A 10,877-nucleotide genomic window follows, 5' to 3' on the forward strand; every position below is an offset into this window, starting at 1 on the left:
TACCCTCGAGCGAATACCCCACGCCCGCGCAGCGCCCGCTGAACTCCCGGCTCGACTGCTCGAAGCTGGCCCGCGAATGGGGTGTGGCACAACCGGCCTGGGGAGAGGGCCTGTTGCAGTGCCTGCGTAGTTCGGTGATCAAAAGCCCTACCGGCATGTGAAATTTGACTTTATGTCAAGCCACGGTGAAACATAACGCAATTCCTACAGTCCCACCAGCTTCAGTTGTGTATAGGATATTGTTTTGAATGCCTCCTTCGCTGGAATTGCTGTTTTATGAGCGCAGCTCTTTACCCTAGCTTGCCTCGTGTAGCCGTACTATTGGCCGCACACAATGGTGAGCGCTGGCTCCCCGAGCAGTTACAGTCCATTCGAAATCAGCAAGGCGTTCAGGTCCAAATTTATATAAGCGTTGACATGAGCGATGATGGCACATTGGTATGCTGTCAGGGTTATGCTGAACAGTACCGCGATATCACGTTGCTGCAGCCGGGAAAGTTCGGCAGCGCGGGACGCAATTTCTTCCGCTTGATTCGCGATGTACCAATCGATGGTTTCGATTATGTGGCCTTCGCTGACCAAGACGATGTTTGGTTGGCAAACAAATTGCGTCGTGCAGTTGAGCTATTGTGTACGCGCCAAATCGCGGCTTATTCGAGCAATGTCATCGCGTTCTGGCCTGATGGGCGCAGGCAAGTACTAAATAAAGCGCAGCCACAGGTGCACTGGGACCATCTGTTCGAGGCTGCCGGACCTGGTTGCACCTACGTCCTTACACCAGCCCTAGCCCATGCGCTGCGTAGTTTCGTATCAGAAAAATGGGCCGCATTGCAAGAAGTTACGCTCCATGATTGGCTTATTTATGCCTATGCACGCCAAGCTGGCTGGCAATGGTTTATCGATCCCGAACCGGGCGTCTTGTATCGCCAGCACGCCGCCAATCAGGTAGGTGCTAATACTTCCATACGATCGGCGCTCAACCGGTGGCGTCGGATTCGGCAGGGGTGGTGGTTCGACCAAATCAGCCGTATCGCTACGATAATCGATGTGAAGGAACCATCCCCGGTAATCGCCGAGCCAATCGATCGGCGCCAGATACGCCGTATGTTGATCAATAGTCGGCAATGTCGCCGTCGGCTACGTGATAAGTGGCTTTTCAGTGGCCTATGCTTAGTAGCGCTTGTAGTGGGCGTGCGTGTATGAGGGAAGATCGTTCAACCATATTAGTAACCGGCGCAAATGGTTTTATCGGTTCAGCGCTAATCGCATACCTTCGCAAATCCCACCATTGGAATGTGATCCCATGCGTGAGACCTGGTAGCGAGGGAAAGGGCGTAGCGAGCTACGACCTTCTTGATATAAATTCTGTTCCGCCCCTGAACGGGGTGGATGTTGTTGTGCATACTGCTGCGCGCGTGCATATGAGACCCGAGAGGAATGCTGATCCATTGTCCGCCTTTCGGGCGGCGAATGTAGAAGGTACTTTGGGTCTTGCCAAGGCCGCCGCTAAAGCAGGAGTACGTCGCTTCGTGTTCTTGAGTTCAATCAAGGTTAATGGCGAATCTACGATCGACGGCAGACCGTTTACGCCCGACAACGAGCCGGCGCCTCAAGATCCTTACGGTATCTCAAAATTTGAAGCTGAGCGTGAATTGCAAGCCTTAGCTAACGCCTCGGGAATGGAGTTAGTAATAATTCGCCCGCCTTTAGTTTATGGTCCGGGTGCCGGAGGGAATATTGCCCGTATAACGAAGGCTATCAGGTGGATGTTGCCTATGCCCTTTAGGAATGTACAGAATAGGCGAAGTATTGTTGATGTACGAAACTTGACTGATTTTATAGACGTTTGCGCGTCGCACAAGCTAGCTGCTGGGGAGGTTTTTCTGGTCGGTGACGCAACCGCTTATTCTACGCCTGAGCTGATCAAGGCTGTAGCCTTAACAATCAAGCGAAAACCTATTCTAATTAATATGCCATTATTTCTTATAAAACTCATATCCAGAAAACGTTCTGCTGTCATGACCAGGTTGATTGGGAATCTAGAAGTCACGATTACCAAGAACCAGATGTTACTCGGTTGGGAACCCAAGTACTCTATAAAGAAACCGTATCACAGGGGAAAAGCAATAGCGAGCAATGGTAAATGAATTATTCATCGTCGCTGCTGGCGTTTTTTATCTCTGTTGTCGGAGTCTGGCTTGTCAAGAAATATGCCTCTGCCACCATGATGCTAGATACTCCCAACGAACGGAGTTCCCATAGCGTACCTACGCCAAGAGGGGGCGGGGTTGCTGTTGTCCTGGCATTCGTTTGTGGAATAGCGATAGCTACATACGGGGGTAAAATAGAACTCCATAACGCTATTATATTATCCGCTGCTTCGTTATTAGTCGCTCTTGTCGGTTTTTTCGACGATCGTCGCGGTGTCTCCATATCAGTGAGGCTGGGTTGCCACGTTATAGCAGCAGGCATACTCTTAGCGTCAGCAGACATACCACGGCACATTACTTTTATGGATCATACAATCGAAATCGGTATGGTTGGGTTGCCGATCGCGGCGCTATTCGTAATTTGGTCGTTGAATTTATATAATTTTATGGATGGTATAGATGGTATTGCTGCATGCCAGGCTATAACGGTAGGACTGTCAATGGTCACAATTGGAATTATGGGGGGGGACCAAAATCTGGTAGAGGTTTTTACCATTCTTGGAGCATCTTGCGCGGGTTTTTTGCTATGGAACTATCCGCCGGCAAAAATATTTCTTGGAGATGTAGGGAGCGGGTTCATTGGTTTCGTAATGGCCGCAACTGTAATGATAGCTGACAAAAAATACTTTTTGCCTTTCTTAATCTTTATGGCGATATTTATATTGGACGCCAGCTGTACGCTATTATATCGTGTGTGGACGGGGCACGCACCAGTGGTCGCTCACCGAGAGCATATCTATCAACGCGCGGCTCGTAATTTTGGAGCACATGGTCCTGTTGTTATATATATATTCTTGTTTAATATTATTGTGCTTTTCCCCCTTGGTACTTACGCTTTTGTTCGTCCATCCTATTCAGGGTTTATCCTGGTAGGCACCTACGCATGGCTTCTTTCTTTTTTTGTTTGGGGGCGGCGTAGATGGGCCTGACCGATTTCCGAGAAGCCATGACGGGCAACAATGGGGTCTCCCAGGGCGCGCCTGTCGTTGCTATTTTGATGTGTACGTATAATGGCGATCAATATATTTCCGATCAATTGAACTCGATAATTTCTCAAACATATCCCGCATGGAAAATATTTGTGGCTGATGACGGGTCAAGTGATAGTACCCTGTCCATTTTGCAAAAGTACCAAGCGCAATTTCCGGGGCGTATAGAAATTTATGAGGGGCCAGGTAAGGGCGTCGCCAGGAATTTCTGGTCATTGGTGATCGACGCGCGAGTTCAAGGCGATTTTTATGCATTTTGCGATCAAGATGATATCTGGATGCCCTCAAAGCTGGAGCGAGGTGTGGAGAAATTAAAAGGCTACGCACAGCATCCAGCATTATATTGTGGCAGAACATGCTTAGTTTCTAGCGAGGGGAAAACGATTGGATTCTCACCCCTTTACTCAAAAGTGGCCTGTTTTCAAAACGCTCTTGTGCAGAATATTGCCAGCGGGAATACGATGATGTTCAACCATCCCGCTTTGGCCTTGTTCCGTTCGATAAACCTAGACGGTGTCGATATCGTTATGCACGACTGGTTAGCGTATCTTATTGTTTCCGCGATGGGTGGAAAGATAGTATACGATCATTTCCCCTATGTAAGGTATCGTCAACATGGGAGTAATTTGGTAGGCGCAGGAAACGGCACTGTAGCAAAGCTAAAACGCGTATTTTTAATGTATCGAGGGCAGCATAAAACATGGAACGCCAAAAACTGCAAGCTATTGCTAGCGATCATCGGTATAATGCCTGCTCAGTCAAGGCGGACTTTTAAAGAATTTCTATGTGCCCGGACGGTAGTAGGATGGCCTTCCCTGCAACATTTGTGGCGGTCAGGGGTGTATAGGCAAACGGTTGCGGGGAACTTAAGCCTTTACGCAGCCGCTTTTTTGGGAAAACTGTAAAGGCGTTTGGCTGGAGGATATATGCGGGTAGGGCTGGACGATATTATTAGCGGTGTCAGACGTAGAGATGTTTGGCTTTATTTCGCGTTTAGTGATACTAGGGCACGATACGCGAGAAGTGTGCTAGGCCCATGGTGGATAACGCTCGGAACCGCCATAGGGGTAATTGGCTTGGGTATGGTCTGGTCATCGGTCATGAAGATTAACTTATCGGAAATGCTGCCGAATCTCGCCGTGGGGCTTGTGATTTGGTTTTTTTTATCAGGAGTAATTTCCGAATCCTCAGCGTGTTATGTAAATCAGAGTTCCTTGATCAAAAATTATAATTTGCCATTGTTTACCCATAATTTGAGGTTGATCAGTAAGCATGCTATTAATTTTTTACATAATCTAGCTATTGTATTTGTGGTGTTCGTAATTTATGGCTGGCCATCGGGAACTAATGCGCTATGGTCATTATTGGGTTTATTAATTCTATTTGCTAACTTGATATGGGTCTCTGTAGTGCTTTCTATACTAGGGGCGAGATTTAGAGATTTAGGCGCATCGATAGATGCCCTTATGCCCATACTTTTCTTCCTTACCCCCATACTCTATAAAAAAAGTGATATCTTGGGCTCCAGCGCTTGGCTTGATTATAATCCCATTGCAATGCTGTTTTCCATAGTCAAATCTCCCCTTGCGGGTGAGATAGACTTTTATAGCTACATCATAATGGCTGCGGTTGCAATTATAGGGTGGTTCGTGGCGTTTTCCATCCTTTCCGCAAAAAAACAGAAAGTTGTTTTTTGGGTCTGAGGCATGTCTAAAATTACGTTGAACAACCTTTGTTTAGATTTCCCAGTAGTGTCTGAAACTGGCGCTTCGTTGCGGAAACATCTTGTGAGAATAGGCACTGGGGGAATTATCGCGAGCGACCACGCGAAGACGACTTATGTAAAGGCACTTACTGATGTAAATCTTTCTTTGGTAGAAGGTGACCGGGTTGGTCTGATTGGCCATAATGGCGCGGGCAAGAGTACGCTGCTGAGGGTGCTGGCTGGCATCTATCACCCTTCGGCGGGTACTATTCGGCGCGAGGGTAGTATACGGACGTTATTCGAACTTGGCGTTGGTGTTGATCATGAGCTAAGTGGAAGGAAAAATATTTCTAGGCTGGCACGGCTGTATAACTTCAATCTCGCTAACTTAGACAGCGATATCAATAAAATAGAAGAATTTTCGGAGTTGGGAGGATACCTAGACCTACCGGTAAGATCATACTCCTCAGGTATGCAGCTCAGGTTGCTGTTTGCGGTAGCTACCTTGTATCCCAGCGATATTCTTTTAATTGATGAAGTCTTTGGTGTTGGTGATTCTGGCTTTCAAGTAAGAGCTAAGGCCAGAATCGAAGATATCATGAGAGAAGCGAAAATTGTGGTTATGGCGTCGCACTCAAAAGAAATTATAAGCAGCTTTTGTAATAAAATCATAAGAATGGAAGCGGGCAGGGTGGTAGAACTGAAAAACATCAAAGGAGATTTTTAATGTCTATTGAATCTGTTCTTCGGATCGGTAAGGCGACGGCATTTGAACTTTTCGGCGCGTATGAATGCCGTTTGGCTATGGCGACGCTTAGGGAAAGTAAGCGACCTGACGGCCTTCCGTTGAAAGTTAAGATGGCCTTCTATTGTTTGAAAGGCGTAAACGCCGTTGTTCCCCTTAATAGTCTGATGCGGCAGCAAGAGAAGGCCGAGATCGAGCGCCCACAAATTTACGATGCGCACTTGCTAGGATTGATGGTCAATAGGGCATATGATATGCCTGAGGTTGTATCCGATCCAACTGAACCTCGCCGGATCAACGTGTTAGTACCCGCCTTTACGATTAATACGATTTCAGCCGGTTTTTTTGGCGTTTTCAATGTGGCGTTGTTCGTGGCCGCACAAGGCTATCGCGTGCGGCTTGTGCTGTTTGATAACTTTTACTATGATGAGTCGGAATTTCGTAATGCTTTGAAAAAGTTTCCCTCAATGGAAAACCTTTTCGAAAAAATAGAGGTCGAATATATAGGATCCCGAGTCTCGCCATTGAAGGTCTCTCCATTTGATAACTGTGTGGCTACCGTTTGGTATAGCGCATATTTTGCCGAGAAAATTTCCAGATTTACAAATGGAAAGCCTTTTCTTTATCTCATACAGGACTTTGAGGCAGCGTTTTACCCCTTCAACTCTCAATACTGTATATCACGCAATTCATATAACTTTAATTATCATACTCTGGCGTCATCCGAATCGTTATTGGAATATTTACAAAAGGGCGATATTATATCCCCTAATATGAAAAGCATCTATTTTGAAAATGCTTGTTCATCATCTATCTTTCCTAAAGAGGAATTCTTTAGAGTCAAGGCCACCACAAAAAAACGGTTTGTGTTTTACAGCAGGCCTGCCGTTAACCGAAATATGTTCGAGATGGCCGCTTTGGCATTGATCCACGCGTATAATAATGGGGTTTTTAGCGCGGATGAATGGGAATTCTATGGCATGGGTATTGGCAATACTGTCGTTCAACTCGCGCCAGGCGTTGAGGTGAAACAATTGCCCCGAATGCCGCTGGACGAATATGAGGCGATCACAAAAACGTTTGATTTGTGCTTAACGTTGATGTCCTCTCCACATCCTAGTCTAATACCTATGGATTTGGCTGCATCCGGTGCGGTGGTGGTGACCAATACTTTCGAAACAAAGACGTCCGATTATCTGAGGGCTATATCTTCCAACATCTTACCTGCAGATCCTGATCTTTACGCTCTTGCTAATGCAATCGCTGAAGGTGTTCTACGTACCAACGATCTTCAATCACGTTGGAACGGAGCTACGATCACGTGGCCTAAAACATGGGATGAGACCTGGACTTCCCAACACGCTGAGTTCATTCACGAGGTGTTCGGTCATGATCAGTAGAGAAGAGTTTGAAAAGCTGATGCTCCATGCAGGTAAGGAGTTCGAGTGCGATAAGGTTTTCCCACATTCGTATCATCGTTACTATGCAATGCATCTCAATGAGCTGTATGGTCAGGCCTTCAAGATGCTCGAGATAGGTGTAGGTGGTGAAGATCGCCCTGGCGAAGGCGGTGCATCACTCAAAATGTGGAGCAAGTTATTCCCTAGTGCCACTATCTATGCTTGGGATATCTATCCCAAGCACGAACTGGATAAGGAGAATGTCAAAACTTTCATAGTAGATCAGGGTGACCCCGATGCTATAAAGAAATTCTGTGATGAATATGGACCATTCGATATAATTATCGATGATGGCAGCCATCGCCGCAGCGACCAGTTGGCCAGTTTATTCAATTTGGTGGGAGCGGTGAGCGACGGCGGACTTTATGTTATAGAAGATTATTTTACATCATATTGGCCAGTATATGATGGAAGCACGCTTGCTATAGATTTCCTGGATTCACCGGTGCGTTGGATTAAACGTGCTGTAGATATGGTTAATAGGCAAAATCTATTGTCGCTACAGGTTCGGCAGCATCTGCCGGACTGGGGTATAGAAAGCCTGCATGTCTATCCTGGGATATGCGTTTTCAAAAAACACCTTGGAACTGTTGAACGCTCAATACCGAATGATGAATTTCATCAAAATCAGGTGGAGTTAGATCATTTACGGTATGGGAAGTATGAAGATATTTTCTTAGAGTTCATGGAAGATCCTATGCGTTTGTTAGACGAAATTATGCGTCTTCGTAATGGAAAGTCATAACAGGTTCTATCGACGTTTCCGGAGCGGCCTAGGGCTGCGTTTTGAGCTGCGGATCGAGGTGACGCATGAGACCTATTAAGCTTAAGCTTTTAGGGCTATCAAGACGAACCAAGAGAGTTCTACAGATTAGTATTGATTTTCTGCTTATCTGGAGCGCTCTCTACTTAGCGTTCGTTGTCCGCCTTGGCCTGGAGGAGGCCAAGAATCCGTTTGTCCAGCATACCTGGCTATTCGTGGCTGCCCCGCTCGTCTCTATCCCCATCTTCATACGCCTTGGTCTATATCGCGCGGTAATGCGTTACTTCGGCAATGATGCTTTAGTCGCTATCGCCAAAGCTGTCACGCTGTCGTCGTTGGTGTTGGCGCTGATCGTGTATTGGTACAGCAACCACCAGGTGCTGGTGCCGCGCTCGATCATCTTCAACTACTGGTGGTTGAGCATGGTGCTGATCGGTGGGTTGCGCTTGGCCATGCGGCATTTTTTTCACGGTGACTGGTTCCTGGGCATGCAAGGCGTGCCGTTGATGCGCCGTGATGAAGGGCTGACCAAGGTGGCGGTATACGGGGCCGGGGTGGCGGGTAACCAGTTGATTGCCGCATTGCGCCTGGGCCAGCGGATGCGCCCGGTGGCGTTCCTGGACGATGACCCAAGCATCGCCAACCGGATTATTTCCGGGCTACTGGTATACAAACCCAAGCACATTGAGCAGATGATCCAGGAAACCGGCGCCGCCGAGGTCCTACTGGCACTGCCTTCGGTAAGCCGCTCGCGGCGCCGTGAAATCCTTGAGCTGCTTGAACGCTACCCATTGCACGTGCGCAGTGTGCCGAATTTCTCTGACCTGGCCAGCGGCCGTGTTCATGTGCAAGATCTACAGGAAGTCGATATTGCCGACTTGCTAGGGCGTGATGCGGTACCGGCCCAGGCCGAGTTGCTCGAGCATTGTATAAAGGGCCGCACGGTGATGGTCACAGGTGCCGGGGGGTCGATCGGCTCGGAATTGTGCCGGCAAATCCTTACCTTGGCCCCGCAACAGTTGCTGTTGTTCGAGCACAGTGAGTACAACCTCTACGTGATCCACCAGGAGTTAGCGGCCTTGGCCGAGCGCTTGGCGATCGCCGTGCAGGTGTTGCCGATCCTGGGTTCGGTGCGTTACCCCGACAAGCTTTTTGACGTGATGCGTACGTGGAACGTAGACACCGTGTACCACGCGGCGGCCTACAAACACGTGCCCATTGTTGAGCACAACATTGCCGAGGGTGTGCTCAACAATGTGTTCGGCACCTTGCACACTGCACAGGCCGCGGTGCGCGCCCATGTCGGGAATTTTGTGCTGGTGTCGACGGATAAGGCGGTGCGGCCCACCAATGTGATGGGCAGTAGCAAGCGCCTCGCCGAGATGGTGCTGCAGGCGCTAAGCCGTGAAGTGGCACCTGTGCTGTACCACGATGCGGCACGTGTTTCCCAAGTGAACCGCACCCGCTTTACCATGGTGCGCTTCGGTAACGTGCTGGGCTCCTCCGGCTCGGTGATACCGCTGTTCCACAAGCAGATTCGTGCAGGTGGGCCGCTGACCGTGACCCACCCGAAGATCACACGCTATTTCATGACCATCCCGGAAGCGGCCCAGTTGGTGATCCAGGCCGGCTCCATGGGGCAGGGCGGTGATGTGTTCGTACTCGACATGGGCGAGCCTGTGCGTATCGCGGAGTTGGCCGAGAAAATGGTCCGATTGTCTGGGCTTTCGGTTCGCTCCGAGAAAAACCCCCAGGGCGATATCGCTATCGAATTCACCGGCCTTCGCCCGGGCGAAAAGCTTTACGAAGAGTTGTTGATTGGCGACAACGTGGGCAATACGCGCCACCCGATGATCATGACCGCCCAAGAAGATTGGCTGGCTTGGGAAGACCTCAAACGCGGATTGGATTCACTCATGGCTGCACTGCATGCCGATGACTACGCGCGTGTGCGCCAAGTGTTACGGCAACTGGTCAGTGGCTACTCGCCAGAGTCGGACATCGTAGACTGGAAGTACCTGCAACAACGCCGCGATCAATAGCCGTTCAATGCAGGCCGGCAGAGCCCGGTGCCGTGGCATACGGAAACTTTTGCAAAGGTTTCACCCAAAACCGTTTATATTCCGCTTGGTCCGGCGGCAGCAATTGCTCGCTGGCCCAGCTATGGTCGTGTTTGAGCGCTTCGCGATAGGCATCCCATTCTAGCTTGGTGGCGGCTTCCTTGGCGGTCGCTTCGCTGTCGAACCATCCCAGAACGTAAGCCTCGCCTTGTTCGCGGCCGTGCTCTATGAGCAGGTAAATGTTGTCCATGGAACCTCCCGCAGGTTGCACGCGTGTGGCGTAACTCGTCTCTTCAGGCTATCGGCAGGCGAGCTAAAAGTCTAATCACCATTCGTCGGGCCGTAAGGCTCTTTGAAAAGTATCGGCCTCTAGAGCTCCTATCGCTGCCAACAGCGTTATGGGCACGGGCTGCTGCATCATGGGCTTGCCTGGGTATGCCGGACAATATGTCGCCAAATCGCTTTCCGCCGCTTTCCGCCGCTTTCCAGCGCCAGTCTAGAGTATTATCCCCACTATAGCCCGTCAGGCTGGAGACCCAGCCAATAGCCTCGCGGTCTCCGCTGTCAGGGCAACGCCCACCCTCAGCTTGGCGTCGTCGTAGCAGCGGAATTTGAAACCATCCGGACAGTAAGCGCTCCACCAACTACACCTTCAAATCGCTGACGCAGTTGCCGATCCTGATGCTCCCGATTTCAGGAGCCTCCCGGCATGATGCGCCCCGGCCGCAAGACCGAAAAGGTCTTCCTCTACCCATACCCTGTCGACTTCCGCAAATCCATCAACGGCCTGGTTGCCCTCGTCGAACTGGAGATCAAGGGTAAGCGTACGGGGAATACGCCTTGCGCAGGTCAGCCCGGCATCCACTGATGTGGCAGGAGTTGCTCGATCTCACTAGCCTTCTGCGTCGGCAACCGCATCAGCACATCCTTGAGATACGCGTACGG

Annotated in this window: 13 protein-coding genes; 11 read left to right on the forward strand and 2 right to left on the reverse strand. The window is 49.6% G+C overall.

The genetic code is table 11. From position 1 onward, the window contains the following. From HAQ05_RS27060 to HAQ05_RS27105, 10 genes are all read left to right on the forward strand, one after another. Positions 1-161: sugar nucleotide-binding protein (locus HAQ05_RS27060; RefSeq protein ID WP_190427255.1), on the forward strand; the 161-nt coding region annotated here is incomplete at its 5' end. A 115-nt stretch (positions 162-276) separates the two neighbouring features. Beyond that, positions 277-1,203, forward strand: coding sequence for a glycosyltransferase (locus tag HAQ05_RS27065; protein ID WP_190427257.1), 927 nt, complete (start codon positions 277-279; stop codon positions 1,201-1,203). Next, positions 1,200-2,147, forward strand: coding sequence for an NAD-dependent epimerase/dehydratase family protein (locus HAQ05_RS27070; protein WP_190427260.1), 948 nt, complete (start codon positions 1,200-1,202; stop codon positions 2,145-2,147). The genes HAQ05_RS27065 and HAQ05_RS27070 overlap by 4 nt, the downstream gene beginning before the upstream one ends. Then, complete coding sequence (locus tag HAQ05_RS27075) at positions 2,144-3,139, forward strand: MraY family glycosyltransferase (protein ID WP_190427263.1); 996 nt, start codon at positions 2,144-2,146, stop codon at positions 3,137-3,139. The genes HAQ05_RS27070 and HAQ05_RS27075 overlap by 4 nt, the downstream gene beginning before the upstream one ends. Further along, positions 3,130-4,104, forward strand: a complete 975-nt coding sequence (locus HAQ05_RS27080; RefSeq protein ID WP_190427266.1) for a glycosyltransferase family 2 protein — start codon at positions 3,130-3,132, stop codon at positions 4,102-4,104. The genes HAQ05_RS27075 and HAQ05_RS27080 overlap by 10 nt, the downstream gene beginning before the upstream one ends. A gap of 21 nt (positions 4,105-4,125) precedes the next feature. Further along, the gene (locus HAQ05_RS27085; RefSeq protein WP_190427268.1) at positions 4,126-4,902 is read left to right on the forward strand and encodes an ABC transporter permease; all 777 of its coding nucleotides are present in this window, start codon (positions 4,126-4,128) and stop codon (positions 4,900-4,902) included. 3 nt (positions 4,903-4,905) lie between these two features. Next, a complete protein-coding gene (locus HAQ05_RS27090; protein WP_190427270.1) occupies positions 4,906-5,631 on the forward strand; it encodes an ABC transporter ATP-binding protein in 726 nt (241 codons plus the stop codon). After that, a complete protein-coding gene (locus tag HAQ05_RS27095; protein WP_190427272.1) occupies positions 5,631-7,049 on the forward strand; it encodes a rhamnosyltransferase WsaF family glycosyltransferase in 1,419 nt (472 codons plus the stop codon). Before HAQ05_RS27090 ends, HAQ05_RS27095 begins: the two co-directional genes overlap by 1 nt. Further along, positions 7,039-7,854: a class I SAM-dependent methyltransferase gene (locus HAQ05_RS27100; protein ID WP_190427274.1), complete on the forward strand. Its 816-nt coding sequence runs from the start codon at positions 7,039-7,041 to the stop codon at positions 7,852-7,854. The genes HAQ05_RS27095 and HAQ05_RS27100 overlap by 11 nt, the downstream gene beginning before the upstream one ends. Positions 7,855-7,919: 65 nt before the next feature. Further along, a complete protein-coding gene (locus HAQ05_RS27105) occupies positions 7,920-9,914 on the forward strand; it encodes a polysaccharide biosynthesis protein (RefSeq protein ID WP_190427276.1) in 1,995 nt (664 codons plus the stop codon). A 4-nt stretch (positions 9,915-9,918) separates the two neighbouring features. Here the strand turns inward: HAQ05_RS27105 and HAQ05_RS27110 are convergent, their stop codons facing one another. After that, positions 9,919-10,182, reverse strand: a complete 264-nt coding sequence (locus HAQ05_RS27110) for a hypothetical protein (RefSeq protein ID WP_190427278.1) — start codon at positions 10,180-10,182, stop codon at positions 9,919-9,921. Positions 10,183-10,641: 459 nt separating this feature from the next. Here HAQ05_RS27110 and HAQ05_RS27115 point away from each other — a divergent pair, with 459 nt between their 5' ends. Continuing rightward, on the forward strand, positions 10,642-10,800 hold the full coding sequence (locus HAQ05_RS27115) for a hypothetical protein (protein ID WP_238936603.1): 159 nt from the start codon (positions 10,642-10,644) through the stop codon (positions 10,798-10,800). Here HAQ05_RS27115 and HAQ05_RS27120 read toward each other — a convergent pair. Further along, positions 10,782-10,877 (reverse strand): transposase domain-containing protein (locus tag HAQ05_RS27120; protein ID WP_190424563.1); only part of this gene is annotated, 96 nt, incomplete at its 5' end. The two genes, HAQ05_RS27115 and HAQ05_RS27120, sit on opposite strands and share 19 nt — an antisense overlap.

The organism is Pseudomonas typographi (assembly GCF_014694385.1).
GTDB classification, from domain to species: domain Bacteria; phylum Pseudomonadota; class Gammaproteobacteria; order Pseudomonadales; family Pseudomonadaceae; genus Aquipseudomonas; species Aquipseudomonas typographi.

What these genes read in the sequence shown, in the direction of transcription:
- HAQ05_RS27110 (WP_190427278.1), bottom strand. Translation starts at nt 10,182, where the DNA reads ATGGACAACATTTACCTGCTCATAGAGCACGGCCGCGAACAAGGCGAG.
- HAQ05_RS27065 (WP_190427257.1), top strand. Translation starts at nt 277, where the DNA reads ATGAGCGCAGCTCTTTACCCTAGCTTGCCTCGTGTAGCCGTACTATTG.
- HAQ05_RS27095 (WP_190427272.1), top strand. Translation starts at nt 5,631, where the DNA reads ATGTCTATTGAATCTGTTCTTCGGATCGGTAAGGCGACGGCATTTGAA.
- HAQ05_RS27115 (WP_238936603.1), top strand. Translation starts at nt 10,642, where the DNA reads ATGATGCGCCCCGGCCGCAAGACCGAAAAGGTCTTCCTCTACCCATAC.
- HAQ05_RS27100 (WP_190427274.1), top strand. Translation starts at nt 7,039, where the DNA reads ATGATCAGTAGAGAAGAGTTTGAAAAGCTGATGCTCCATGCAGGTAAG.
- HAQ05_RS27090 (WP_190427270.1), top strand. Translation starts at nt 4,906, where the DNA reads ATGTCTAAAATTACGTTGAACAACCTTTGTTTAGATTTCCCAGTAGTG.
- HAQ05_RS27075 (WP_190427263.1), top strand. Translation starts at nt 2,144, where the DNA reads ATGAATTATTCATCGTCGCTGCTGGCGTTTTTTATCTCTGTTGTCGGA.
- HAQ05_RS27070 (WP_190427260.1), top strand. Translation starts at nt 1,200, where the DNA reads ATGAGGGAAGATCGTTCAACCATATTAGTAACCGGCGCAAATGGTTTT.
- HAQ05_RS27105 (WP_190427276.1), top strand. Translation starts at nt 7,920, where the DNA reads ATGAGACCTATTAAGCTTAAGCTTTTAGGGCTATCAAGACGAACCAAG.
- HAQ05_RS27080 (WP_190427266.1), top strand. Translation starts at nt 3,130, where the DNA reads ATGGGCCTGACCGATTTCCGAGAAGCCATGACGGGCAACAATGGGGTC.
- HAQ05_RS27085 (WP_190427268.1), top strand. Translation starts at nt 4,126, where the DNA reads ATGCGGGTAGGGCTGGACGATATTATTAGCGGTGTCAGACGTAGAGAT.